A 22,847-nucleotide genomic window follows, 5' to 3' on the forward strand; every position below is an offset into this window, starting at 1 on the left:
AAACCCTGTTGATGTTGGTCTTGCAGCACACTCCTTGCTGCGAGCAGACCGGATCCGCCGGATTCCTGGACGCGGGAGGCGTCATGGCGCAGATCGACACCAGCAAGGTCAGCCGCTGGGACCAGCACGGCCGGGAGCACGTGGTGCGGGTGCGGCGCACGGGCGTGCAGCGCACGATCAGATGCGACACCTGCGGCTGGCGCAGAGGCGCCCAGTTCCTGCCCTGGCTGAAGGCCGAGGAGCACCTGGCGGAAGCCCACCAGGCGACGGTTGACCCGACGGCGGCGTGAACGGCCGGGCGGGCCCTGCTCGGACATCCCCTAGTAGAGGATCGAGGGCAGGTACGCCCCGTCGGGCTGGTTGTACAGGCCGATGGTCATCAGGCTCAGCAGCTGCACGACCTCGAGGCCGTTGGACAGACACCACTTCAGCAGCACGCTGTCGCTCGCGGGGACGAGGATGCCCGGGCCGGCGAACTGCGGGGCCGCCGCGATCAGGGCCTGGAGATCCGGAGTGGTCTCGCCGACGGCGTGCGCGAAGAAGGCCAAGTCGGTGGCGTACCCGGTGACGCGTCCCGCGCGCTCGACGACCCGGGCAGTGCCCTGCTTGAGCCCGTCGGCGACCTCGCCGCCCCGGTCGACGCCGTGCACCTGCCGGCACACGTCGTTGCAGGCGCCGAGGTCCGCGTCCGTGGCCTCCCGCACGGTGTAGTCGGGCAGGGCACGCCCGATCGGCGGGCCCTGGACGCAGGCGATTGTGGCCCGGTGGACGAAGCCCAGGCTGACGTACAGCGAGAACGACCTGTTGTGGTAGCCGCTCTGCAGCAGCCGGATACCCGGCGCGGCGCGCTCGTCGGCCCGCCGCATCACGTCCCGCATCAGGCGGCGGCCCACGCCCGCGTTCTGCACGGCGGGGTCGACGGTGACGGGCCCGACCCCGACGACGGTCGAGCGTTCGTCGAGGAAGTTGCTGCCCACGATCCGCCCGTCGAGCTCGGCGACGACGCTGTAGAAACCGGGGTGCGTCAGGGCTCCTTCGATCACCGCGACACCCACGTCGGGGCTCGGGATGACGGGTGGGAACGCGTGCTCCGCGGCGATGCCGGCGAAGGCCTCGTAGCAGATCCTTCCGCACTGAGCGGCGTCGTCCGCAGTGCCCGGGCGCACTATGAGATCCACGACCGCCATCCCTCAGCGCCCCCGCGCGGCGACCCACGCCTCCCTTCCCATCCTGTGCCTCTGCCTGCCGGGGCGCACCCGGAAGCTACGGCGACACGGCGATCCCTTCAGGGCCGCAGGCCTCGCACCAGCAGGTCGACGACCGAGGCGAAGTCGGCCTCGGCCCCGGGCTCTTCCCACTCCCGCGCGTAGCAGGGGTCGTGGAAGCGCCCCGTCGCCTGGAAGACCGCGCGGGCCGTGGCCTGCGGGTCGGTGGCGGTGAAGTCGCCGGTCTCGATGCCGGCCTGGATGATGCGGGCCAGCTGGGACGTCAGGTCGGTGATGTGCTCACCCACCGCCGGGCCGTTCTCGTCCGTGAGGACCATGTACGTGGCGAACAGCTCCGGATCGTCGCCCGCCTTGCGGCGCTTCGCGGCGAACAGCGCGGCGAGCCAGTCCCGCAGCCGGGCCTCCGGGTCGCGGTCCGCGGCGACGATCCCGGACAGTTCCCCGGACGTGCGGTCCAGCCAGCGCTTGGTGACCGCCTCGCGCAGCGCCGCCTTGGTGCGGAAGTGACGGTAGACGCTGCCGTGGCTGACGCCGAGCGCGCGGGCCACGTCCACCACGGTGGCCTTGGCCGGGCCATGGCGGCGCAGCACCTCCTCGGTCGCCTCGAGGATGCGCTCGGCGGTCAGAATCTCGCTGGTCGGTGCCATGGCCCTGACCGTACCTGGAGCCCGCTTCAGCTCTCGAGGTGCGCCATCTGGGCCGCCGGGTAGCGGTCGCCGGCGGCGGCGCCGGGCGGTACGGCTTCCTCGATCGCGGCCAGGTCGGCCGCGTCCAGCGTCACGTCCAGCGCGCCCAGCGCCTCCGTGAGCCGGTCGCGGCGGCGGGCGCCGACCAGGGGCACGATGTCCTCACCGCGGCCGAGAACCCAGGCGACGGCGATCTGCGCGACGCTGACGCCCTTCTGCTCGGCGATCTTCCGAAGCGCCTCGACGAGGTTCAGGTTGTGCCGGAGGTTGTCGCCCTGGAAGCGCGGCGACATGGCCCGGAAGTCGCCGGCGCCGAGCTGCCGGTCGGCGGTGAAGTGGCCCGAGATCAGGCCCCGGGAGAGCACGCCGTAGGCCGTGATGCCGATGCCCAGCTCGCGTGTGGTGGGGAGGATCTCGTCCTCGATGCCGCGCGAGATGAGGGAGTACTCGATCTGGAGGTCCGAGACGGGTGCCGTGGCGGCGGCCCTGCGGATGGTCTCGGCGCCCACCTCGCTGAGGCCGATGTGCCGCACGTATCCCTTCTCGACCAGTTCCGCGATGGCGCCGACCGTCTCCTCGATGGGCACGTCGGGGTCGAGGCGGGCGATGCGGTAGACGTCGATGTGGTCGACGCCGAGCCGCTGGAGGGAGTACGCGGCGAAGTTCTTCACGGCGGCGGGCCGGCCGTCGTAGCCGGACCAGCCGCCGTCCGGGTCGCGCAGGGCGCCGAACTTCACGCTGACCAGGGCCTGTTCACGCCGGGCGGCGGGGGCCGCGCGCAGGGCCTCGCCGATCAGCATCTCGTTGTGGCCCATGCCGTAGAAGTCGCCGGTGTCCAGCAGGGTGACGCCCGCTTCGAGCGCCGCGTGGATGGTCGCGATGGACTCGGCCCGGTCCGCCTCGCCGTACAGCGCGGACATGCCCATGCAGCCGAGGCCGAGGGCGGAGACCTGGGGGCCGGTGGTTCCGAGTGTCCGGGTTCGCATCGTCATGCGTTCCACTGTGACATGACAGCTGACAGATATCAATATCTGTCATTCAATACTTGTCGGGGAATCCCGGCTACCGCGCCGTGAACGCCAGCTTCGCTCCCAGCGCCACGAACGACCCCGCGAAACCGCGCCGCAGCCACGCCATCACCCGCGGCCGCCCGACCACATGGCTGCGCACCGACGCGGCCAGCACCCCGTACACGGCGAACACCACGAAGGTCGCCAGCATGAACACCCCGCCGAGCCCCACCATCCGCACCACCGCGTGCGGCTCCCCGGGGCTCACGAACTGCGGCAGGAACGCGAAGAAGAAGATCGTCAGCTTGGGATTGAGGATGTTGATCAGCACACCCCGCACGATCACCCGCCGCGCGGACAGCGGTGCCGCCCGCTCCTCCACCACGAGCGCCTCCTTGTCCCGCACCGTCGCCCACGCCATGTACAGCAGGTAGGCGACCCCGGCGTACTTCAGCACCTGGAACGCGGTCGCGCTCGCGTGCAGCAGGGCGGCGACCCCGGTGACCGTGGCCAGCAGATGCGGCACGATCCCGAGCGTGCAGCCGACGGCCGCGACGACACTGGCCCGGCGCCCCCGGGAGAGCGCGGCGGCGAGGGTGTAGACGACGCCGGTGCCCGGCGTGGCGACGACGACCAGGGTGGTCAGCAGAAAAGCGATGCTCATGGACTCACCCTGGCGCCGCCCCGCCCGGGGATACAGGACCAATCGGCGCCGGCTCCGGGGGACCAATCCGGGGAGGCCTCCCCGGAGGCGCTCAAACGCGACGGTGCCGGGTCCCCGAGGAGGACCCGGCACCGTCGTACGACGTGAAGCGATCAGCAGCCGACCAGGCGGGCCGCCAGGTAGCCCTCGATCTGGTCGAGGGAGATGCGCTCCTGCTTCATCGAGTCACGCTCGCGGACGGTGACCGCGTTGTCCTCCAGGGTGTCGAAGTCGACGGTCACGCAGAACGGCGTGCCGATCTCGTCCTGGCGGCGGTAGCGGCGGCCGATCGCGCCGGCGTCGTCGAACTCGATGTTCCAGTTCTGCCGGAGCGCCTGGGCGAGGCCCTTGGCCTTCGGGGACAGCTCCGGGTTCCGGGACAGCGGGAGCACCGCGACCTTCACCGGCGCCAGGCGCTGGTCCAGGCGCAGCACGGTGCGCTTCTCCATCTTGCCCTTGGCGTTGGGCGCCTCGTCCTCGACGTAGGCGTCGAGGAGGAAGGCGAGCATCGCCCGGCCGACACCGGCCGCGGGCTCGATGACGTACGGAGTCCAGCGCTCGCCGGCCTCCTGGTCGAAGTAGGTGAGGTCCTGGCCGGAGGCCTTGGAGTGGGCGCCGAGGTCGTAGTCGGTGCGGTTGGCGACACCCTCCAGCTCGCCCCACTCACTGCCGCCGAACTGGAAGCGGTACTCGATGTCGGCGGTGCGCTTGGAGTAGTGGGAGAGCTTCTCCTTCGGGTGCTCGTACCACCGCATGTTCTCTTCGCGCAGGCCGAGACCGGTGTACCAGTTCCAGCGCTGCTCCATCCAGTACTCCTGCCACTTCTCGTCCTCGCCCGGCTTGACGAAGAACTCCATCTCCATCTGCTCGAACTCGCGGGTGCGGAAGATGAAGTTGCCGGGCGTGATCTCGTTGCGGAAGGACTTGCCCATCTGGGCGATGCCGAACGGCGGCTTGCGGCGCGAGGTGGTCTGCACCTGGGAGAAGTTGGTGAAGATTCCCTGCGCGGTCTCGGGGCGCAGGTAGGCGATGGAGCCGGAGTCCTGCGTCGGGCCGAGGTGGGTGGACAGCAGGCCCGAGAACTGCTTGGGCTCGGTGAACTGGCCCTTGTTGCCGCAGTTGGGGCAGTTGACGTCGGCCAGGCCGTTCTCCGGCAGGCGCTTGTGCTTGGCCTCGTAGGCCTCCTCCAGGTGGTCCGCGCGGAACCGCTTGTGGCAGGAGGTGCACTCGGTCAGCGGGTCCGTGAAGGTGGCGACGTGGCCGGAGGCGACCCAGACCTCGGGGGCCAGGATCACGGACGAGTCGATACCGACGACGTCCTCGCGCGACGTCACCATGTAGCGCCACCACTGGCGCTTGAGGTTCTCCTTGAGCTCGACACCCAGGGGGCCGTAGTCCCAAGCGGCGCGCTGACCGCCGTAGATCTCACTACAGGGGAATACGAAGCCACGGCGCTTGCTCAGGCTGACGATGGTGTCGATCTTGTCGGCGGCCACGGTGCTCTCTTCATTACGACGACGGGCGACGAAGCGAGTTGCTTCCAGCGAATGCTTCAGGTTACCGGCGGGGGCGCCCCCTCAATCAAATCGCTCCCCCTTCCGCGACCGCCAGGCCCCCTCCACGGAACCCGCTCAGCTCGTTTGTTGACAACGGTTTCCATATTTGTTGAAAATGAGTGTCATGAACGTACGACGACGCCTCATATCCGCCACCGCGGTCACCGCGGCCACCGCTCTCGGCCTCGGTGCTCTCTCCGCCTGCTCCAGCGACAGCGCGGCGACGGGCAACACGGACAAGTTCGACGTCGTCGCGTCGTTCTACCCGATGGCGTTCCTCGCCGAGCAGATCGGCGGCGACCACGCGAACGTCACCAGCCTGACCGAGCCCGGCCAGGAGCCGCACGACCTGGAGATCAGCACCCAGCAGCGGGCGCAGCTCGAAGAGGCCGACGCGGCGCTCTACCTCAAGGGCCTCCAGCCCGCCGTCGACGAGGCGGTCTCGCAGACCGGCATCAAGACGAAGATCGACGCGGCCACGCTGACGACGCTCGAGGACCACGGCAGCACCGAGCACAACCACGAGGGCGAGGAGGGCCACGCCGAGGAGGAGGGCCACGCCGAAGAGAAGGGCCACGCCGAGGAGGAAGAGCACGCCCGCGACCCGCACGTCTGGCTGGACCCGGTGAAGTACGCCGAGGTCGCCGAGGGCGTGGGCAAGGCCTTCGAGAAGGCCGACCCGGACCACGCCGCCGACTACAAGAAGAACACCGAGGCCCTGGTCGAGAAGCTGAACGGCCTCAACGGCGAGTTCGAGAACGGCCTGAAGAACACCAAGACCAAGGTCTTCTTCACCAACCACGCCGCCTTCGGCTACCTCGCCGAGCGCTACGGCCTCACCCAGGAGGCCATCTCCGGCCTCGACCCCGAGAGCGAGCCCAGCGCCGCCCGGGTCAAGGAGCTCCAGCAGGAGGCCAAGGCCGACGGCGTCACCACCGTCTTCTACGAGACACTCGTCTCCGACAAGACCGCGAAGACCCTCGCCCGCGACGCGAAGCTGAAGACGGACGTCCTCGACCCGCTCGAGGGCATCACCGACAAGTCCCGCGGCGACGACTACTTCCAGGTCATGGAAGCCAACCTCAAGGCCCTCCAGGCGGCCCTGGGAGCCAAGTGATCGACCCATCGGAGGGCGGCATGACCGAGCCCGTCGTATCCCTGCGCGGCGTCCGCGCGGACCTGGGCTCGCGCCCCGTCCTGCGCGGCATCGACCTCACCGTGCACCACGGTGAGGTCGTCGCGCTGCTCGGCGCGAACGGCTCCGGCAAGTCCACGGCCGTGCGCGGCATCATCGGCCAGGTGCAGACCGGCGCCGGCGAGATCGAGCTGTTCGGCACGGACCGCAGGCGGTTCCGCGACTGGCACCGCGTGGGCTACGTCCCGCAGCGCACCACGGCCGCGGGCGGGGTGCCCGCCACGGTGACCGAGGTGGTCTCCTCGGGCCGCCTGTCCCGGGCCCGCTTCGGCGTGCTGCGCAAGGCGGACCACGCGGCCGTGCGCGCGGCCCTGGAGCTCGTCGGCATGGCGGACCGGGCCAAGGACTCGGTCAACGCCCTCTCGGGCGGCCAGCACCAGCGTGTCCTGATAGCCCGCGCGCTCGCCTCCGAGCCGGAACTGCTGATCATGGACGAGCCGATGGCCGGCGTCGACCTGGCCAGCCAGGAGGTCCTCGCGCACACGCTGCGCGAGCAGGTCTCCCAGGGCACGACCGTGCTGCTCGTGCTACACGAACTGGGCCCCCTGGAGCCCCTCATCGACCGGGCGGTCGTCCTGCGCGACGGCTGCGTCGTGCACGACGGCCCGCCCCCGAAGGCTGTCGGGCAGCACGCCCTGCCCGGCCACGACCACGTACACCCGCACGCACCCGCGGGCGCCGAACCGATCCGCACGGGACTGCTGAGCTGATGGAGATCCTCGACTACGCCTTCATGCAGCGGGCGCTGCTCGCCGCCGTCCTGGTCGGCATCACGGCCCCCGCGGTGGGGATCTACCTGGTCCAGCGCCGCCAGGCCCTGATGGGCGACGGCATCGGCCACGTGGCGATGACCGGCGTCGGCCTGGGCTTCCTGCTGACCTGGTCCCCGGTGTGGATGGCCACCCTCGTCTCGGTCATCGGCGCGGTCCTCATGGAGCTGATCCGCTGGTACGGCAGGACCCGCGGCGACATCGCCCTCGCGATGCTGTTCTACGGCGGCATGGCCGGCGGTGTGATGTTCATCAACCTCGCGCCGACGGGCTCCAACGCCAACCTGACGTCGTACCTCTTCGGTTCCCTGTCGACGGTGTCCGAGTCGGACGTCACGGCGATCTGCATCCTGGCCGCCTTCGTCGTCCTGGTCACCCTCGGCCTGCGCCGGCAGCTGTTCGCGGTCAGCCAGGACGAGGAGTTCGCGCGGGTGACGGGCCTGCCGGTGCGCGCCCTGAACCTGCTGACCGCGATCACCGCGGCCGTCACGGTGACGGTGGCGATGCGCGTGGTCGGGCTGCTCCTGGTCAGCGCGCTGATGGTGGTGCCCGTCGCGGCCGCCCAGCAGATCGGCCGCAGCTTCGCCGCGACCTTCGTGATCGCCGTGGCCATCGGCGTGAGCGTGACGATCGGCGGCACCGTCACCTCGTACTACCAGGACGTCCCGCCCGGCGCGACGATCGTGCTGCTGACCATCGGCGCCTTCGTCGTGCTGACGGCGCTCGCGGCCCCGCTGGCCCGCCGCCGCGCCCGTGCCCGGGCCGCCGCGGACCCCGCCCACGACCCTGCCGAGTGCGCGATTCCGGCCACCCGGGAGACAGCCGACGAGGTCGGCGTCTGACCGCCCCCACCCCGGGCTGGCACAATGGCCCGGGCAAGGCAGACGTGAGGAGGCAACGGTGACGACCGCTGGACCGTCCGTGAAGGGCCGCGCCACCAGGCAGCGTGCCGCCGTGGCGGCGGCCCTGGACCAGGTCGACGAGTTCCGCAGCGCGCAGGAACTGCACGACATGCTCAAGCACAAGGGCGACTCGGTCGGGCTCACCACGGTCTACCGCACCCTGCAGTCCCTCGCCGACGCCGGCGAGGTCGACGTCCTGCGCACCGCCGACGGCGAGTCCGTCTACCGCCGCTGCTCCACCGACGACCATCACCACCACCTGGTGTGCCGCAACTGCGGCAAGGCCGTCGAGGTGGAGGGCCCGGCCGTGGAGAAGTGGGCGGAGGCCATCGCCACCGAGCACGGCTTTGTGAACGTGGCCCATACGGTGGAGATCTTCGGTACTTGCGTGGACTGCGCGGCCTCGGCGAAGTAGCGGAAACAGGGCGGCCCGGCCGCCACTTGAGAGGCTGCCGGGCCGGGCGGGGCCGGTGAGGCCTACTGCTGCTTGCCTTCCATGGCCAGCAGCTCCTCGTTCGGGATGGCCCCGCCGAACCGCCGGTCCCGCGAGGCGAACTCCAGGCACGCCCGCCACAGGTCGCGGCGGTCGAAGTCCGGCCACAGCACGTCCTGGAAGACCATCTCGGCATACGCGCTCTGCCAGATCAGGTAGTTGGAGGTGCGCTGCTCACCGCTCGGACGCAGGAACAGGTCCACGTCCGGCATGTCCGGGTAGTACATGTACTTCGCGAAGGTCTTCTCGTTGACCTTCGACGGATCGAGCTTCCCGGCCTTCACGTCGGCCGCCAGCGCCTGCGCCGCGTCGGCGATCTCGGCGCGGCCCCCGTAGTTCATGCAGAAGTACAGCGTGAGCCGGTCGTTGCCCTTGGTCTGTTCCTGGGCGATCTGGAGCTCCTTGGCCACGGAGCGCCACAGTTTGGGCATCCGCCCCACCCAGCGCACCCGCACGCCCAGCTCGTCCAGCTGGTCCCGGGTCTTGCGGATGAAGTCCCGGTTGAAGTTCATCAGGAAGCGCACCTCGTCCGGCGACCGCTTCCAGTTCTCGGTGGAGAAGGCGTACAGGGAGATGGCGCCCACGCCCATCTCGATGGCGCCCTGGAGCACGTCGAGCACCCGCTCGGCGCCGACCTTGTGCCCCTCGGTGCGCGGCAGGCCCCGCTCCTTCGCCCAGCGCCCGTTGCCGTCCATGACGATCGCCACATGCTGTGGTACGAGCTCTCCGAGCTTCGGCGGCCGCGCGCCGGACGGGTGGGGCTCCGGCGTCCTGTACTCCCGGCGCTGCCGCCCCAGGATCCCGCGTACGGCCATGTGTTTCTCGTCTCCTCGTGCTTGCTTGCTTCGCTTACTTCTCGACGTAGCGCAGGGAGCGCAGCCCGCGCTCCATGTGCCAGTGCAGATACGCGGACACCAGCCCGCTGCCCTCCCGGACGTACCGCGCCTCGCAGGCGTCCGCGGTCTCCCAGTCTCCCGTAAGCAGCGCGCCGAGGAGTTCCAGGGCCTGGGGCGAGGGTACGACGCTGCCGGGCACCCGGCAGTCCACGCAGACGGAACCGCCCGAGGCGACCGAGAAGAACCGGTTGGGCCCGGGCATGCCGCACTTCGCGCAGTCGGTGAAGCTCGGGGCGTACCCGTTGACGGCGAGGGACCGCAGCAGGAACGCGTCCAGCACGAGATGCGGCGCGTGCTCCCCGCGGGCGAGGGTCCGCAGCCCGCCGACGAGCAGCAGATACTGCTGCACGGCCGGCTCCCCCTCGTGATCGGTGAACCGCTCGGCGGTCTCCAGCATCGCGGTCCCGGCGGTGTACCGCGCGTAGTCGGTCACGATCCCACCGCCGTACGGCGCGATGGTCTCACTCTGCGTGCACAGCGGCAGCCCGCGCCCGACCAGCTCGCTCCCCTTGGCGAAGAACTGCACGTCGACGTGGGAGAAGGGTTCGAGGCGCGCACCGAACTTCGACTTCGTCCGGCGCACGCCCCTGGCCACCGCCCGTACCCGTCCGTGACCGCGGGTGAGCAGTGTGATGATCCGGTCCGCCTCACCCAGCTTCTGGGTGCGCAGCACGATGCCGTCGTCGCGGAACAGACTCATGACGCCATTCTCGCAGGGTCACCGCGTCAAGGGACCTCACCCCTGCTGCGGGCGTTGGCATACGCCGTCGCCGCGCGCAGCCGCTCGGCCGGGGTGGCGTGCCGGACGGCACCGGGGTCGGCGTCCCACTCCTTCCCGCCCCCGTACGGCCTCAGCTGCACGTAGGGCCCCTCATGCCCCATGACGATGCCGATGCGGCCGCTGCGGGTGTCCACGACGTACGCGCCGACCGGGGGCTTCATCGCAGCACCGCCGCGAGCCGCCGGGCGGTCTCCACGGAACACCGACCCAATTCCACGAGCGGACAGGGTGCTTCCCGCGCAAGACTTACCGGGTCCAGCCCCAATGACGGCAAGGTAATTCCGGCCTTGGCGAGTTCTGCCCGCAATTCTTTCACCGCATCCTCCGCTTCTTCGACGCAGAGCGCCGAGTGTCGTGCCTCCACCGTGCTCCCCTTCCTTTCCGGGTTTCACTCTTCGCATCCCCACGGTGACGCTCCGCGCCTACACTCGGGAGGGGTCTGTGCCCTACAACTGCGGTGCAGCACAAAGGGGTTCGGCAATGGCCAACGGTTCTCGGCAGGCGGCGTGGGAGTTCTTCGGCGCGGAGCTCAAGCGACGGAGGGAGGAGGCGGGCCTCACCCAGGTGGAGCTGGGCTCCCGGGTTTTCGTCTCGGGCGGCTACATCGGCCAGTTCGAACAGGCCATTCGCAAACCACAGCTGGACGTGGCCCGACGCATCGACGGGGTGCTGCAAACCGACGGTATTTTCGAGCGGTTGTGCAGGAAGCTGATTGACGATAAGCGGTATGCGGAGTATTTCGCGGCGGTTGTGGAGCTGGAGAAGCAGGCGACGCAGATCTGCGAGTTCGCACCGACGCTGGTGCCAGGGCTGTTGCAGACGGCCGCGTACGCCCGAGCGGTCACGGTCGCGGCCAACCCATTCGTCACAGACGAGTACATCGAGGAGAAGGTCACCGCCCGCCTGGAACGGGCGCGGATTCTCCAGGACGCTACAAGGCCCGAGTATTGGGTGATCCTGCATGAGAACGTGCTGCGTGTGCCGGTGGGCGGCGGCGAGGCGATGGCTGCCCAACTGGACCACATCGCACGGCTGATGCGGGAGCGCCATGTGATGGTCACGGTGCTGCCGTACGCCGCAGGGGCCCACCCCTGCATGGGCGGCATGCTGACGCTCATGGAGTTCGAGGACGCGCCACCCGTCGCCTATACAGAGACGTCGTTTTCGGGGACGTTGGTCGACAACCCGGGCGTGGTGAAGAACGCACGGCGCGCATACGATCTGCTCAGGGTCGCCGCACTGTCTCCTGAGGCGTCCCTGGCCCTGATCGAATCCGCGGCTGAGGACTACAGACGATGCGCAAGTTCGACCTGAGCAAGTCCTGCTGGCGAAAGAGCAGCCACAGCAACGGCGAAGGCGGAAGCTGCGTCGAGGTCGCCGCCGGAACGCCCGGGATCATTCCCGTCCGGGACAGCAAGAGGACCGACGGCCCTGTGGTCCTGGTCGGGCCGGAGGCCTGGAGGGCGTTCATACGCGAGGTCGGGGCCGCCGGTTCCCAGGCCTGAGGCCGGCTTCGTGGTCGCTCGGCGATGCGGAATGATCGTGGCGTGGATGCGGGCATGGAGACACAGAAGGCAGGGCTGGACGGCCGCACAGACACAGGCCTGGCATGGGCGATGCGCCCGGCGGAGCTGTCGGACGTCGAGGCGGTAGCGGAACTGCGGGCGGTGGTGATGCGCCCGGACCTGGAACGGCTGGGCCGCTACGACGCACACCGGGTCAGGCAGCGGCTGCGGGACGGCTACTCCCCTCAGCACACGTCGGTCATCACGGCCAAGGGCACGTTCGCCGGCAGCGTGGCACTGCGCCCGTCGCAGGACGCCCACTGGCTGGAGCACTTCTACCTCAGCCCGGACGTCCAGGGCCAAGGCCTGGGCTCGGCAGTCCTCCGCACCCTCCTCGACAAGACGGACACCACCGGCGACCTCGTCCGCCTGAACGTCCTCCAGGGCAGCCCGGCCCGCCGCCTCTACGAGCGGCACGGCTTCACCGTCGAATCCGAGGACCCGGTCGACATCTTTATGCTGCGCCGGCCGGGCGGGAAACGGTACGCCCAGAGTCCCGCACAAGGCGGCGCCCTTCCGCAGCCCCGCTAGTGGAGCAACCGGGCCACCCCCACCCCCGACCCAGGCCATCTCCCGGCCCGAACGCTCCGCTTGCGGCCCGCGCCCCCGACCGCCGAACCGCCACTCGCCCACCTCACCTCAGTGTCCCGCCCCGGGCGCAGCGCAGGCGCCGGCGATGGCCAGCGTGTCCCAGTAGAAGGGGCGGACCTCGGTGATCTGCCCGTCCTTCACCGCGATCGTCTGCAGGATGGGGAAGCCGAGTTCACGCCCGGTCGCCCGAGCCCTGGCACGGACCTGTGTGAGCACGACCGCGGTCTCACCGGTGGCGAGGAACTCCTGCTCCACCATGTCGAACGTCTCCCACACCTCGCCCATTTTCCGGAAGAACCGCGCCATGCCCTCGTGCCCGTGCCACGTGCCTCCGTAAGGCAGTGCATCTGCTTGATGCAGCTCGACATCGGGCGCGAAGAAGGGGGCGAGCAGGTCGAAGGAGGCCTCATCAGGGCCTCCGGCCGCCAGGTACTCCGCCTCAGCCGCGTACATGCACGTGAGGACTGCTACCGAGTCTGCAGGGGATGGCATCGTCATACGGCCAGCCTGATCACCTCAGGCCCATCCTGCTGGCGGCAATCGGACGTCGCGCTGTCCGGTGTGGCACCACCACGCACCACCTCGCGAGTCACGCCTCCACCGGGGGCGAAGACGCAGCTCCGGCACGACAGTTACTCCATCCAGTAGGGGGTAAACCCCCTGGAAGATCCGGGAGTTGCCCGGATGCCGGGTGGGGCGGGGAGCCGCCAGGCTCGTCCCGTGACCAAGAAACAGATCACGCGCAACGCCTCACTCGCCGCGGCCGCCGCCGTCCTGCTCGGGCTCACCGTCCCGCTGACCGCGTCCGCCGCCGCTGCCGAGCCCCTCAAGTGGACCCAGTGCGAGGGCTCCGATCTCGACCCCAGACAGCAGTGCGCCACCGTGGAGGTCCCGAGGGACTACTCCGACCCCGACGGCAGGAAGATCCAGATCGCCGTCTCCCGTATCCCCAGCGAGAAGCCCTCCGCCCGCCGTGGCGCGCTGTTACTCATCCCGGGCGGCCCCGGCGGGGACAGTCTCGGCGACCCCTCCGGCAAGGGGCAGAAGCTGCCACAGAGGGTGCGTGACGCCTACGACCTCGTCGGGTTCGCCCCGCGCGGCATGGCGCCTTCCACCGCCGTCGACTGCCGGCTCGACCCCGCCGACCTCGGCATGACCAAGCTCCTGCCCTGGCCGGCCCCGGACGGTTCCGTCGGCGAGAGCATGGCCACCGCGCGGCGCACGGCCGAGGCCTGTGCCCGCAACGGCGGCGAACTGATCCAGCACCTCAGCACCGCCAACGAGGCCCGCGACCTCGACCGCGTCCGGGCCGCGCTCGGAGACCGGAAAGTCTCCGCGTGGGGCATCTCCTACGGCACCTATGTCGGCGCCGTCTACAGCCAGTTGTTCCCGCACCGCACCGACCGCATCGTGCTGGACAGCAACAACGACCCCGACCCCTCCCGCGTCACCCGCGGCTGGCTTGCCGCCTTCGAGGTCGGGGCCGAGGACAACTTCCCCGTCTTCGCCAAGTGGGCCTCACGGCCGGGGAACCCGCACCGGCTCGCCCGTACCGCCGCCGAGGTGCGCTCCGGCTTCCTGCGCCTCGCCGACCGGCTGGACCACCGCCCTCTCCTCTGGCCCGGTGCCAACCCGCCGCGACTGGACGGCAACGCCCTCCGCCAGACCATGCTGACCAGCCTCTACGACCCCGACGACTACCCGGCCCTGGCCAGGACCATCAAGGCCGCCCGCAAGGGCACCGTGCCGCCCGCGCCCGAGAACCCGCCCGAGTCGGTCCTCCAGAACGTCGCCGCGGTCGCTGTCGGCACGAACTGCAACGACGTCGACTGGCCCGAATCCGCCGCCGAGTACCAGAAGGGCGTCGACGAGAGCCGGGCGACGTACCCGCTGACCGCGGGCATGCCGCGCGGGCCGATGGTGTGTGCCGCCTGGCCGTTCGAGCCGAAGGAGCCGGCCGTACGGGTCACCGACCGCGGACCGTCCAACGTCCTGCTCGTGCAGAACGAGCGGGATGTCTCCACCCCGCTCAGCGGCGCCCTCAAGCTCCGCCGGGCTCTCGGCGACCGGGCCGTCATGGTCACCGTCGACTCCACCGGCCATGCCGCCTACCTCGCCAACGGCAACGCCTGCGGTGACCGGACCGTCTCCCGTTTCCTGGCCACCGGGAAACGGCCCGGATCCGACGTCCACTGCGCGTGACGTCAGCGGTGGCCCGCCGCCCGGTACCGGCGGGCCACCGCGTGGAACGCCTCCACGCGGGCACCGGGTCCGCTGTCGGCCGCCGGTCCACGGCAGCGCGACCAAGGGATGAGCCGCCGCTCCGAAGGAGGGGCTCATCCCCCACCGAACCGGCGTACGTACCGCCGCTGCCAGGGTGTTTCCACCGCATGCCTGTCGTAGTGCCGCCGCACGTACGCCACCGCCTCCTCCCCCGGCACCCCGTCCAGCACCGCCAGGCAGGCCAGGGCCGTGCCCGTGCGGCCCCGGCCGCCACCGCAGGCGATCTCCACGCGTTCCCCGGCGGCCCGTTCCCACGCACCGACCAGCACCGCCCGGGCGGCCGCCCGGTCCGACGGGAGGCGGAAGTCGGGCCAGCGGAGCCAGCCGGTCTCCCAGGGGACCTCGGGAGGCTGCTTGCCGAGCAGGTAGAGGCCGTAGGAGGGGGTGGGCGCGGTGGGATCCAGGGGGTGGCGCAGGCCTCGGCCGCGTACCAGCCGGCCGGAGGGCAGTCGCAGGACGCCGGCGTCGCTCTCGCTCCACAGCTCAGTCACGCCCCTCATCATGCTCCGCGCCCGCCCGCCAGGGGGTGGGATCAGCCCACTCCCCGCGACGCCTTGGCCGCCCGCGCCTCGATCCCCCGGAAGTGCACCGCCATCGCCCGCTGCGCGCCCTCGACGTCGCGGGCGCGCAGGGCGGTGACGATGTCGCGGTGGCGGCGGACCGTGATCTCCGGGGACGGGTCGTCGGTCCAGCCGCGGGCGCCGGAGACCCGGCGGAAGACCGTCCAGAACGCGCCGAGGAGCTGGGGCACCAGCGCGTTGCCGAGGGAGGCGTACAGGATCTCGTGGAACTCGCGGTCGAGTTCCGGGAAGGAGCGGCCCGTGCCGCCCGCGGACTCCATGCGGGTCACCACGCCCTCCAGCCTGTCCAGCTCCGCCTCGGTGACCGTCGCGGCGACCCGGCGGATCAGGCCCTCCTCCAGTACCTCGCGGACCTGGAGGATCTCGGCGAGGGCGCCGGTGTCGTCGTCGTGCCGGGCCAGGGTGCGGAAGGTCAGGCCGTCGACGAGGGGGGTGAGGGAGGCCTGGCCGACGTAGGTGCCGTAGCCGTGTCTGATCTCGACGATGTCGAGGGCCTGGAGGGCTTTGAGGGCCTCGCGGACGGAGTTGCGGCTGACGCCGAGGTCCTCCATGAGTTCGGCCTCTGTGGGCAGCGGCGCGCCGGCGGTGAGTCTGCGGTCGAGGATGAGCTGCACGACCTGGCGTTGTATCCGGCTGGTCCTGGGCTCCTCGGACATGCGCCGCATCGTACGCGCCTCGGACGTCCCACGTCCCACCTCTGGCGGTACCCGACATCGGACCATCCCTGATAAGCCGTCAACTCACGCCATTTCACAGCACCATTGGTCCGACCTCTGACAGATACGCCATTCGTGTGCGATCCCTTGACCGCCCCCACGGCCGCTCCTATGGTCGCGCTGACCACAGGACGTAGGACGTCGTATCTCCTCTGCTCGCCCCCTCGTTTCCTTTCCAGACCTCTCGCTGGAGGACCCCGTGCGCGACGTGACCCACGACGTGCCGGCGCTGCACCGCCGGTCGTTCCTGAAGTACACCGGCGCGCTGGGCGCGGCCGCCGCCGTCTCCGCGTCGCTGTCGGCCTGTTCGTCCGGGCCGGAGTCCACCAACGACACCGGTGGCGGCGGCAGCGGGGCCAACAGGACGCTGACGGCGGTGATCGGCTACGGCAACGACGGCAGCTGGGACCCCACCCAGACGGCGTCCGCGTTCTGCATGGCCGCCAACAACCACATCTACGAGGGCCTGCTCGACACCGACCCGATCTCCCGTGAGCCGTACGCGGCCCTGGCGACCGAGGTGCCGAAGGACCCGGACAGCACGTCCTGGAAGTTCGCGCTGCGGGCGGGCGCGAAGTTCCACGACGGCAAGCCGGTCACCGCCGACGACGTGGTCTTCGTCTTCGAGCGGATCCTCGACCCGGACACCCAGACCCTCGCCAAGGGCTTCTTCGCGAGCTGGCTGAAGGAGGTCCGGAAGATCGACGCGCAGAACGTGGAGCTGGTGCTCAAGTTCCCCTTCCCGGACGGGCTTTCGAGGCTGACGCTCGCCAAGATCATGCCCAGGCACGTGTTCTCGCAGCCGGGCGCCTGGGACGACGCCATCAAGGGCAAGGCGATCGGCTCGGGTCCGTACCGGCAGACCGCGCACCACCCGAAGTCGAACACGACCTTCGAGGCGTTCGACGGCTACAACGGCCCGCGGGGGCCCGCCTTCCGGAAGATGAACTGGCTGACGATCGTGGACGCGGCGCCCCGCGTCGCGAAGATCTCGGGGTCGAGCGCGGGCGCGCAGATCGCGGACAACATCCCCTACGCCAACATCGCGCAGTTGGAGAGCAGCGGGCTGACGGTCGCCGGCGGGGCCGGGATGAACAACCTGTTCCTGATGTTCAACACCGAGCACAAGCCCTTCGACGACGTGCGCGTGCGTCAGGCCCTGCACTACGCCATCGACACCGAGAAGATGGTGGAGGTCGCGCTCAAGGGCCACGGGAAGCCGTCGAGTTCCTTCCTCGACGAGAGCAACCCGTCCTACCGCCGGGCGAAGACCGTCTACGACTACGACCCCGACAAGGCGAAGGCGCTGCTGAAGGAGGCCGGGGTCAGGGGGCTGAGCATCGACATCCTCGCGGTGAACGTGAGCTGGATCGTCGACTGCCTGCCGACCATCAAGTCCTCCTGGGACGCGATCGGTGTGAAGACGACCCTGTCCCCGCAGGAGACCACGGCCGTGTTCACGAAGATGGACCAGAAGCAGGACTACCAGGTCGTCGCCGCCGCCTCGAACCCCAACCAGTTCGGCCTCGACGCCGACCTGATCATGCACTACAACTACGGGCCCGAGAACCTGTGGATGCAGTACACGCGGTGGGCCGGCGATCCCGTCGCCAAGGCGCTCTTCAAGGACATGGACCGGGCCACCCGGGAGCCGGACCCCGAGAAGAAGAAGGCGATGGTCCAGGACTACATCGACGTCGTCGCCGAACAGGCCGTGCTCTACCCGGTCGTCCACAACGAGCTGATGACGGCCTGGGACCCGAAGCGGCTCAGCGGGATAAGGGCACAGCCCTACCCCGGCATCAACCTCCTCCAGGCCAAGTGGGCCTAGCCGACAGGGGGGTTGCCGTCACGTGATCGCCGTCGTCCGTATCCTGCTCCGCCGCATCGCCCTGCTCGTGCCGCTGATGCTCGGCATCGTGCTGTTCGTGTTCCTGGTGATGCGGTTCTCGGACGTCGACCCGGCGTCCGCGTTCTTCCAGGGCGCCAACCCGACACCGCAGCAACTGCACGACTTCCGCGAGGAACACGGCCTGCTCGACCCGCTGCCCGTGCGCTACGCCGACTTCGTCGCCGACCTGCTGCACGGCGACATGGGCACCAGCGCGCTGACCCGGGCGCCGGTGATCGACCAGGTCACCACCGCGCTGCCGCTCACCCTTCAGCTGACCTTCCTGGGCCTGGGCATCGCGGTCGTGCTGTCCCTCGTGGGCGGCGTGACCGCGGCGATCTACCGGGACCGGCTGCCCGACCAGATCATCCGGGTCGTGTCGCTGACCGGTGTCGCGGCGCCCGGCTTCTGGCTGGCGCTGCTGATGATCCAGTACCTGGCGGTCGACCTGGGCTGGTTCCCGACCGGCGGCTACATCAACCCGGCCGACTCCGTCACCGGCTGGCTGAAGACCATGACGCTCCCCGCCCTCGCCCTCTCCCTTCCGGTGGCGGCGCAGCTGACCCGGATCGTGCGGACGGCCGTGGTGGAGGAGCTGGACAAGGACTACGTACGCACGGCGATCGGGAGCGGGCTGCCGCCGCGCGTGGTGGTCGGGCGGAACGTGCTGCGCAACGCGCTCATCAACCCGCTCACCGTGCTCGGACTGCGCGTCGGCTATCTGCTGGGCGGCGCGGTCGTCATCGAGACGATCTTCTCGCTGCCCGGCATGGGCAAGCTGATGATCGACGCGGTGAAGAACGGCGATCCGGCCGTCGTCCAGGGCGTCGTACTGACCACGGCGGCCGGGTTCGTCGTCGTGAACCTCGTCATCGACGTCCTGTACCTGCTGGTCAACCCGCGACTGAGGGATGCGACCACGTGATGACCCGCATGATGTCCCGCAAGAGCCTCACCGAGGCGCTGTCCCGGCCCGGCGTACGGCTGCGCGGCTGGCGCCGGCTGCCGTTGCTGTCGAAGGCCGCCGTCTGCTTCCTGGCGGTCGTCGTCCTGCTGGCGCTGCTCGCCCCGCTGCTCGCCCCGCACGACCCGCTCGACCAGCAGCCGCCCGTCGACGGCACCGGGCATCCCTCCGCCGGGCACTGGATGGGCCAGGACAGCCTCGGCCGGGACATCCTCAGCCGGCTGATGTACGGGGCGCGCTGGTCGCTCGCGATCGGGCTCGGCGCCACCGGGCTGGCGCTGGTGGTCGGGGCGCTGCTCGGGGCCGTCGCGGCCACCTCGCGCAAGGCGGTCGACGAGACGCTGATGCGCTGCCTGGACGTCGTCATGGCGTTCCCGGGCATCGCGCTCGCCGCCGTGCTGGTGGCGGTGTTCGGCGGGGGCATCACGGTGCTGATCTGCGCGATCGCGTTCCTGTTCACGCCGCCGGTGGCGCGTGTGGTGCGGGCGAACGTCCTCGACCAGTACGGCGAGGACTACGTGACGGCGGAACGGGTCATCGGTGCCCGGACACCGCACATCGTGCTGAAGCACGTGGCGATCAACTGCGCCGCGCCCGTGCTGGTGTTCTGCACGGTGCAGGTCGCCGAGGCGATCGTCTTCGAGGCGTCGCTGTCCTTCATCGGAGCGGGCGTGCGGCCGCCCGACCCGTCCTGGGGCAGTGTCATCGCGGACGGCAAGAACATGGTGCTGACCGGCGGCTGGTGGGCGACCGTGTTCCCGGGTCTGCTGATGCTGGTCACGGTGCTGTCGCTGAACATCCTGTCCGAGGGGGTGTCCGACGCGTGGGCGGCTCCGTCGGCGCGGGAGGTGGACGTACCCGAGGACGACCGGCTCCAGGCGCCGGAGCCCGGCAGCGGGGAGGTCGTGCAGCTGCCCGGTCTGGCACAGGCGGCGCGGCGGCTGCGGGCCCGGGCCCGTCAGCTGTCCCGGCACGGGCAGCCGGTGCTCGCGGTGGAGAACCTCGCCATCGGCTTCGACCAGCGGCACGGCGGCGTGGACATCGTGGACGGCATCAGCTTCGAGGTGCATCCCGGTGAGGTGCTGGGCCTGGTCGGCGAGTCGGGCTGCGGCAAGTCGCTGACCGCGCTGGCGATCATGGGCCTCCAGCCGAAGGGGGCGCGCGTCGGCGGCCAGGTCCGGTTCAACCAGCGGGACCTGCTCGCCGAGCCGATGCGCGTACGCCGCAGGCTCCTGGGCCACGAGATGGCGATGATCTACCAGGACGCGCTGTCGTCGCTGAACCCGGCGATGACGATCCGCGCGCAGCTGAAGCAGGTCGTGCGGCGCGGCGGGCGGCGCAGTCCCGCCGAGCTGCTGACGATGGTCGGTCTCGACCCCGAGCGCACCCTGCGCAGCTACCCGCACGAGCTGTCCGGCGGGCAGCGGCAGCGCGTCCTGATCGCCATGGCCCTGTCCCGCGAACCGAAGCTGATCGTCGCCGACGAGCCGACGACCGCCCTCGACGTGACCGTGCAGGCCCAGGTCATAGAGCTGCTGCTGCGGCTGCGCGAGGAGCTGGGCTTCGCGCTGATCCTCGTCTCGCACGACCTGGCGCTGGTCGCGGACGTCACCGACCGGGTCGCGGTGATGTACGGCGGGCAGATCGTCGAGACGGGCGTGACCGCCGACCTGGTGGAGGCGCCCGCTCACCACTACACGCGCGGCCTGCTCGGCAGCGTGCTGTCGCTGGAGTCGGCGCAGGAGCGGATGACGCAGATCAAGGGGGTCGTGCCCTCCCCCGCCGACTTCCCGGCCGGATGCCGGTTCGCCGACCGGTGTCCACGGGCGAGCGGAGTCTGCCGGACGACGGCACCGGATCTGACGGGCACCCCGAGCCATACGGCGGCCTGCCACCACCCGGCCATAGAGCTGGCGACCACCGAGACCGAGGCGGTGTCATGAACGCACAGCCCGCTTTCGTGGAGCTGTCCGACGCGCACGTGGTGCACAAGGCCCGCAGCGGCGGCCTGTTCACCCGCGACCGGGTGTACGCCCTGACCGGCGCCGACCTGACGATCGCGCCCGGCGAGACCATCGGCGTGGTGGGCGAGTCCGGCTGCGGGAAGTCGACGCTGGCGAAGGTGCTGGTGGGGGTGCAGCGGCCGACGCGGGGGACGGTGTCGTTCCGGGGCCGCGACCTGTGGGCGATGCCGCCCGCCGAGCGCCGCAGGGCCGTCGGCGCCAGCACCGGCATGATCTTCCAGGACCCGTCGACGGCTCTGAACCGCCGCCTGACCGTGCGGCAGATCCTGCGGGACCCGCTGGACGTGCACGACCGGGGCACGAAAGGCCAACGCGAGTACAGGGTCCGGGAGTTGATGTCCCTGGTCGGTCTCCCCCGGGCGCTCGCCGACGCCCTGCCGGGCCAGTTGTCGGGCGGGCAGCGGCAGCGCGTCGCGATCGCCCGGGCGCTGGCCCTGGACCCGGACCTGGTCGTGGCGGACGAGCCGACGAGCGCCCTGGACGTGTCGGTCCGCGCCCAGATCCTCAATCTGCTGCTGGACCTGAAGGAACGCCTGGGCCTGGCCCTGGTGTTCGTCTCGCACGACATCCAGACGGTACGGCGGATGAGCGACCGCGTGATCACCATGTACCTGGGCCGGATCGTGGAGGAGTCCCCGGCCGCCCTGGTCACCGACCGGGCCCGGCACCCGTACACCCGCGCCCTGTTCTCCGCCACGCCCGGCCTGCTCGACCCGATCGAACCGATCCCGCTGGTCGGTCCGGTCCCGTCGGCGACGCGCCCGCCGAGCGGCTGCCCGTTCCGCACGCGCTGCTGGAAGGCGGACGGGACGTGCGCGCGGGCGATGCCGGACTTCTCGGTCGCGTCGGCCCCCGCCCACCGCTTCCGCTGCCACCATCCTGTCCAGGAGGACGAGTCGACCCGCGACCTCGTCCGCCGGAGCGACCCGATGGAGGCCCCATGACGTCCCACCCGCCACCCACCACCACCCTTCTGAGGCCGCGCTTCGCGCCTTCTTCTTTTTCGCTGACCGGTGTCATCCCGCCCGTCTGCACGCCCCTGACACCGGACCGCGAGGTGGACGTCCCCTCGCTGCTCAGGCTGGTCGACCACCTGGTGGCCGGCGGGGTGCACGGCCTGTTCGTGCTCGGCTCGACCTCGGAGGCCGCGTATCTGACGGACGGGCAGCGCAGGCTGGTGGTCGAGTCGGTCGCGGCCCACGTCGGCGGGCAGCTCCCGGTGCTGGCCGGGGCGATCGACATGACGACGGCCCGGGTCCTGGACCATGTCGCGGCGGTGACGGCGGCGGGCGCGGACGCGGTCGTCGTCACCGCCCCGTTCTACGCCCGCACCCACCCGGCGGAGATCGCCCGCCACTACCGCGTGGTCGCGGGGGCGAGCCCAGTCCCGGTGGTCGCCTACGACATCCCCGTCGCCGTCCACACGAAGCTGCCCGCGGACGTGGTCCTGGAGCTGGCCGCCGACGGTGTCCTGGCCGCGCTCAAGGACTCCAGCGGCGACCTGGCCGCCTTCCGCCAGGTCGTGACCGGGGCCAGGGCCCACCAGGGCATCACCGGCTTCAGCGTGCTGACCGGCTCCGAGCTGATCGTCGACGCGGCGCTCGCGGTCGGCGCGGACGGCACGGTGCCCGGCCTCGGCAACGTCGACCCGCACGGCTACGCCCGCCTGGACGGCCTGTGCCGCGCCGGGGAGTGGCAGGAGGCCCGTGCCGAACAGGAGCGGCTGTGCGCCCTGTTCGGCATGGTCACCGTCGGCGACCCGGCCCGCATGGGCCCCGGCTCCTCGGCGATCGGCGCCTTCAAGGCCGCGCTGCACCTGCGGGGCGTGATCGACTGCCCGGCCACGGCTCAGCCGCAGGTGCCGTTGTCGCGGGACGAGGTGGAGCGGGTCGGGAAGTACCTGGCCGCGGCGGGGCTGCTCTAGACCCGGATTTCGCACGTGCCTCGATCGGTTGGAACGAGGCACGTGCGGTGTCTGGTTGTCGGTGTGGTCGTTGATGTGATGTGTCGATGA

26 protein-coding genes are annotated in these 22,847 nt (G+C 70.6%); 14 read left to right on the top strand and 12 right to left on the bottom strand.

What is annotated here, in order from left to right; genetic code table 11:
• Positions 1 to 83: 83 nt before the first annotated feature.
• Complete coding sequence (locus ACIBNA_RS38390) at positions 84 to 290, top strand: hypothetical protein (protein ID WP_010042152.1); 207 nt, start codon at positions 84 to 86, stop codon at positions 288 to 290.
• Between the two features lie 30 nt (positions 291 to 320).
• On the opposite strand, the gene ACIBNA_RS38395 is transcribed toward ACIBNA_RS38390, so the two are convergent.
• From ACIBNA_RS38395 to ACIBNA_RS38415, 5 genes are all read right to left on the bottom strand, one after another.
• Positions 321 to 1,187, bottom strand: a complete 867-nt coding sequence (locus tag ACIBNA_RS38395) for a GNAT family N-acetyltransferase (RefSeq protein ID WP_399169882.1) — start codon at positions 1,185 to 1,187, stop codon at positions 321 to 323.
• A 98-nt stretch (positions 1,188 to 1,285) separates the two neighbouring features.
• On the bottom strand, positions 1,286 to 1,873 hold the full coding sequence (locus tag ACIBNA_RS38400; protein WP_399169883.1) for a TetR family transcriptional regulator: 588 nt from the start codon (positions 1,871 to 1,873) through the stop codon (positions 1,286 to 1,288).
• 26 nt (positions 1,874 to 1,899) lie between these two features.
• Complete coding sequence (locus tag ACIBNA_RS38405; RefSeq protein ID WP_399169885.1) at positions 1,900 to 2,904, bottom strand: aldo/keto reductase; 1,005 nt, start codon at positions 2,902 to 2,904, stop codon at positions 1,900 to 1,902.
• 70 nt (positions 2,905 to 2,974) lie between these two features.
• Complete coding sequence (locus ACIBNA_RS38410) at positions 2,975 to 3,586, bottom strand: LysE family translocator (protein ID WP_399169887.1); 612 nt, start codon at positions 3,584 to 3,586, stop codon at positions 2,975 to 2,977.
• Positions 3,587 to 3,738: 152 nt separating this feature from the next.
• On the bottom strand, positions 3,739 to 5,121 hold the full coding sequence (locus ACIBNA_RS38415; RefSeq protein WP_399169888.1) for a glycine--tRNA ligase: 1,383 nt from the start codon (positions 5,119 to 5,121) through the stop codon (positions 3,739 to 3,741).
• Between the two features lie 184 nt (positions 5,122 to 5,305).
• Between ACIBNA_RS38415 and ACIBNA_RS38420 the strand changes: the two genes are divergently transcribed.
• From ACIBNA_RS38420 to ACIBNA_RS38435, 4 genes are read left to right on the top strand one after another with little or no spacing between them, the layout of a single operon-like run.
• The gene (locus tag ACIBNA_RS38420; protein WP_399169890.1) at positions 5,306 to 6,298 is read left to right on the top strand and encodes a metal ABC transporter substrate-binding protein; all 993 of its coding nucleotides are present in this window, start codon (positions 5,306 to 5,308) and stop codon (positions 6,296 to 6,298) included.
• A 20-nt stretch (positions 6,299 to 6,318) separates the two neighbouring features.
• Positions 6,319 to 7,086, top strand: coding sequence for a metal ABC transporter ATP-binding protein (locus tag ACIBNA_RS38425; protein WP_399169891.1), 768 nt, complete (start codon positions 6,319 to 6,321; stop codon positions 7,084 to 7,086).
• Complete coding sequence (locus tag ACIBNA_RS38430; RefSeq protein ID WP_399169892.1) at positions 7,086 to 7,988, top strand: metal ABC transporter permease; 903 nt, start codon at positions 7,086 to 7,088, stop codon at positions 7,986 to 7,988. Before ACIBNA_RS38425 ends, ACIBNA_RS38430 begins: the two co-directional genes overlap by 1 nt.
• 58 nt (positions 7,989 to 8,046) lie before the next feature.
• Complete coding sequence (locus ACIBNA_RS38435) at positions 8,047 to 8,463, top strand: Fur family transcriptional regulator (protein ID WP_399169893.1); 417 nt, start codon at positions 8,047 to 8,049, stop codon at positions 8,461 to 8,463.
• Between the two features lie 62 nt (positions 8,464 to 8,525).
• Here ACIBNA_RS38435 and ACIBNA_RS38440 read toward each other — a convergent pair whose 3' ends face one another.
• From ACIBNA_RS38440 to ACIBNA_RS38455, 4 genes are read right to left on the bottom strand one after another with little or no spacing between them, the layout of a single operon-like run.
• A complete protein-coding gene (locus ACIBNA_RS38440) occupies positions 8,526 to 9,356 on the bottom strand; it encodes an isoprenyl transferase (protein WP_399169894.1) in 831 nt (276 codons plus the stop codon).
• 34 nt (positions 9,357 to 9,390) lie between these two features.
• The gene (gene recO, locus ACIBNA_RS38445; protein ID WP_356924168.1) at positions 9,391 to 10,137 is read right to left on the bottom strand and encodes a DNA repair protein RecO; all 747 of its coding nucleotides are present in this window, start codon (positions 10,135 to 10,137) and stop codon (positions 9,391 to 9,393) included.
• A 26-nt stretch (positions 10,138 to 10,163) separates the two neighbouring features.
• Complete coding sequence (locus ACIBNA_RS38450) at positions 10,164 to 10,379, bottom strand: hypothetical protein (protein WP_086599578.1); 216 nt, start codon at positions 10,377 to 10,379, stop codon at positions 10,164 to 10,166.
• Complete coding sequence (locus ACIBNA_RS38455; RefSeq protein WP_274816170.1) at positions 10,376 to 10,582, bottom strand: hypothetical protein; 207 nt, start codon at positions 10,580 to 10,582, stop codon at positions 10,376 to 10,378. Before ACIBNA_RS38455 ends, ACIBNA_RS38450 begins: the two co-directional genes overlap by 4 nt.
• A 116-nt stretch (positions 10,583 to 10,698) precedes the next feature.
• Between ACIBNA_RS38455 and ACIBNA_RS38460 the strand changes: the two genes are divergently transcribed.
• The 3 genes from ACIBNA_RS38460 (at position 10,699) to ACIBNA_RS38470 (ending at position 12,314) form a co-directional block, all read left to right on the top strand.
• Entirely contained in the window at positions 10,699 to 11,532 is an 834-nt protein-coding gene (locus ACIBNA_RS38460) for a Scr1 family TA system antitoxin-like transcriptional regulator (protein WP_399169895.1), read from the top strand.
• Complete coding sequence (locus ACIBNA_RS38465) at positions 11,514 to 11,723, top strand: DUF397 domain-containing protein (RefSeq protein WP_399169896.1); 210 nt, start codon at positions 11,514 to 11,516, stop codon at positions 11,721 to 11,723. Before ACIBNA_RS38460 ends, ACIBNA_RS38465 begins: the two co-directional genes overlap by 19 nt.
• Before the next feature lie 111 nt (positions 11,724 to 11,834).
• On the top strand, positions 11,835 to 12,314 hold the full coding sequence (locus ACIBNA_RS38470; RefSeq protein WP_399169906.1) for a GNAT family N-acetyltransferase: 480 nt from the start codon (positions 11,835 to 11,837) through the stop codon (positions 12,312 to 12,314).
• A gap of 108 nt (positions 12,315 to 12,422) precedes the next feature.
• Here ACIBNA_RS38470 and ACIBNA_RS38475 read toward each other — a convergent pair whose 3' ends face one another.
• Positions 12,423 to 12,827 (bottom strand): nuclear transport factor 2 family protein, encoded by a 405-nt coding sequence (locus ACIBNA_RS38475; protein WP_399169897.1) that lies wholly within the window; start codon positions 12,825 to 12,827, stop codon positions 12,423 to 12,425.
• 231 nt (positions 12,828 to 13,058) lie between these two features.
• Here ACIBNA_RS38475 and ACIBNA_RS38480 point away from each other — a divergent pair, with 231 nt between their 5' ends.
• The gene (locus tag ACIBNA_RS38480; RefSeq protein WP_399169898.1) at positions 13,059 to 14,576 is read left to right on the top strand and encodes an alpha/beta hydrolase; all 1,518 of its coding nucleotides are present in this window, start codon (positions 13,059 to 13,061) and stop codon (positions 14,574 to 14,576) included.
• Positions 14,577 to 14,710: 134 nt separating this feature from the next.
• Here the strand turns inward: ACIBNA_RS38480 and ACIBNA_RS38485 are convergent, their stop codons facing one another.
• The gene (locus ACIBNA_RS38485) at positions 14,711 to 15,148 is read right to left on the bottom strand and encodes a protein phosphatase (RefSeq protein ID WP_399169899.1); all 438 of its coding nucleotides are present in this window, start codon (positions 15,146 to 15,148) and stop codon (positions 14,711 to 14,713) included.
• Positions 15,149 to 15,189: 41 nt separating this feature from the next.
• The gene (locus ACIBNA_RS38490; RefSeq protein WP_399169900.1) at positions 15,190 to 15,903 is read right to left on the bottom strand and encodes a FadR/GntR family transcriptional regulator; all 714 of its coding nucleotides are present in this window, start codon (positions 15,901 to 15,903) and stop codon (positions 15,190 to 15,192) included.
• Between the two features lie 250 nt (positions 15,904 to 16,153).
• Between ACIBNA_RS38490 and ACIBNA_RS38495 the strand changes: the two genes are divergently transcribed.
• Genes ACIBNA_RS38495 through ACIBNA_RS38515 form a run of 5 tightly spaced genes read left to right on the top strand, consistent with a single transcriptional unit; the run spans position 16,154 to position 22,757 of the window.
• Entirely contained in the window at positions 16,154 to 17,785 is a 1,632-nt protein-coding gene (locus ACIBNA_RS38495) for an ABC transporter substrate-binding protein (RefSeq protein ID WP_399169901.1), read from the top strand.
• Between the two features lie 22 nt (positions 17,786 to 17,807).
• Positions 17,808 to 18,770: an ABC transporter permease gene (locus tag ACIBNA_RS38500; protein WP_399169902.1), complete on the top strand. Its 963-nt coding sequence runs from the start codon at positions 17,808 to 17,810 to the stop codon at positions 18,768 to 18,770.
• An 8-nt stretch (positions 18,771 to 18,778) separates the two neighbouring features.
• A complete protein-coding gene (locus ACIBNA_RS38505; protein ID WP_399169907.1) occupies positions 18,779 to 20,752 on the top strand; it encodes a dipeptide/oligopeptide/nickel ABC transporter permease/ATP-binding protein in 1,974 nt (657 codons plus the stop codon).
• On the top strand, positions 20,749 to 21,777 hold the full coding sequence (locus ACIBNA_RS38510; RefSeq protein ID WP_399169903.1) for an oligopeptide/dipeptide ABC transporter ATP-binding protein: 1,029 nt from the start codon (positions 20,749 to 20,751) through the stop codon (positions 21,775 to 21,777). The genes ACIBNA_RS38505 and ACIBNA_RS38510 overlap by 4 nt, the downstream gene beginning before the upstream one ends.
• Positions 21,774 to 22,757: a dihydrodipicolinate synthase family protein gene (locus tag ACIBNA_RS38515; protein WP_399169904.1), complete on the top strand. Its 984-nt coding sequence runs from the start codon at positions 21,774 to 21,776 to the stop codon at positions 22,755 to 22,757. The genes ACIBNA_RS38510 and ACIBNA_RS38515 overlap by 4 nt, the downstream gene beginning before the upstream one ends.
• Positions 22,758 to 22,847 lie beyond the last annotated feature (90 nt).

This window comes from Streptomyces sp. NPDC050164 (assembly GCF_044459945.1).
Taxonomy (GTDB): domain Bacteria; phylum Actinomycetota; class Actinomycetes; order Streptomycetales; family Streptomycetaceae; genus Streptomyces; species Streptomyces coeruleorubidus_A.

Excerpts from the sequence above, each read along its gene's own strand:
- ACIBNA_RS38390 (WP_010042152.1), top strand. The coding sequence starts at position 84 with ATGGCGCAGATCGACACCAGCAAGGTCAGCCGCTGGGACCAGCACGGC.
- ACIBNA_RS38395 (WP_399169882.1), bottom strand. The coding sequence starts at position 1,187 with ATGGCGGTCGTGGATCTCATAGTGCGCCCGGGCACTGCGGACGACGCC.
- ACIBNA_RS38400 (WP_399169883.1), bottom strand. The coding sequence starts at position 1,873 with ATGGCACCGACCAGCGAGATTCTGACCGCCGAGCGCATCCTCGAGGCG.
- ACIBNA_RS38405 (WP_399169885.1), bottom strand. The coding sequence starts at position 2,904 with ATGACGATGCGAACCCGGACACTCGGAACCACCGGCCCCCAGGTCTCC.
- ACIBNA_RS38410 (WP_399169887.1), bottom strand. The coding sequence starts at position 3,586 with ATGAGCATCGCTTTTCTGCTGACCACCCTGGTCGTCGTCGCCACGCCG.
- ACIBNA_RS38420 (WP_399169890.1), top strand. The coding sequence starts at position 5,306 with ATGAACGTACGACGACGCCTCATATCCGCCACCGCGGTCACCGCGGCC.
- ACIBNA_RS38425 (WP_399169891.1), top strand. The coding sequence starts at position 6,319 with ATGACCGAGCCCGTCGTATCCCTGCGCGGCGTCCGCGCGGACCTGGGC.
- ACIBNA_RS38430 (WP_399169892.1), top strand. The coding sequence starts at position 7,086 with ATGGAGATCCTCGACTACGCCTTCATGCAGCGGGCGCTGCTCGCCGCC.
- ACIBNA_RS38440 (WP_399169894.1), bottom strand. The coding sequence starts at position 9,356 with ATGGCCGTACGCGGGATCCTGGGGCGGCAGCGCCGGGAGTACAGGACG.
- recO (WP_356924168.1), bottom strand. The coding sequence starts at position 10,137 with ATGAGTCTGTTCCGCGACGACGGCATCGTGCTGCGCACCCAGAAGCTG.
- ACIBNA_RS38450 (WP_086599578.1), bottom strand. The coding sequence starts at position 10,379 with ATGAAGCCCCCGGTCGGCGCGTACGTCGTGGACACCCGCAGCGGCCGC.
- ACIBNA_RS38460 (WP_399169895.1), top strand. The coding sequence starts at position 10,699 with ATGGCCAACGGTTCTCGGCAGGCGGCGTGGGAGTTCTTCGGCGCGGAG.
- ACIBNA_RS38465 (WP_399169896.1), top strand. The coding sequence starts at position 11,514 with ATGCGCAAGTTCGACCTGAGCAAGTCCTGCTGGCGAAAGAGCAGCCAC.
- ACIBNA_RS38470 (WP_399169906.1), top strand. The coding sequence starts at position 11,835 with ATGCGCCCGGCGGAGCTGTCGGACGTCGAGGCGGTAGCGGAACTGCGG.
- ACIBNA_RS38475 (WP_399169897.1), bottom strand. The coding sequence starts at position 12,827 with ATGTACGCGGCTGAGGCGGAGTACCTGGCGGCCGGAGGCCCTGATGAG.
- ACIBNA_RS38480 (WP_399169898.1), top strand. The coding sequence starts at position 13,059 with ATGCCGGGTGGGGCGGGGAGCCGCCAGGCTCGTCCCGTGACCAAGAAA.
- ACIBNA_RS38490 (WP_399169900.1), bottom strand. The coding sequence starts at position 15,903 with ATGCGGCGCATGTCCGAGGAGCCCAGGACCAGCCGGATACAACGCCAG.
- ACIBNA_RS38505 (WP_399169907.1), top strand. The coding sequence starts at position 18,779 with ATGATGTCCCGCAAGAGCCTCACCGAGGCGCTGTCCCGGCCCGGCGTA.
- ACIBNA_RS38510 (WP_399169903.1), top strand. The coding sequence starts at position 20,749 with ATGAACGCACAGCCCGCTTTCGTGGAGCTGTCCGACGCGCACGTGGTG.
- ACIBNA_RS38515 (WP_399169904.1), top strand. The coding sequence starts at position 21,774 with ATGACGTCCCACCCGCCACCCACCACCACCCTTCTGAGGCCGCGCTTC.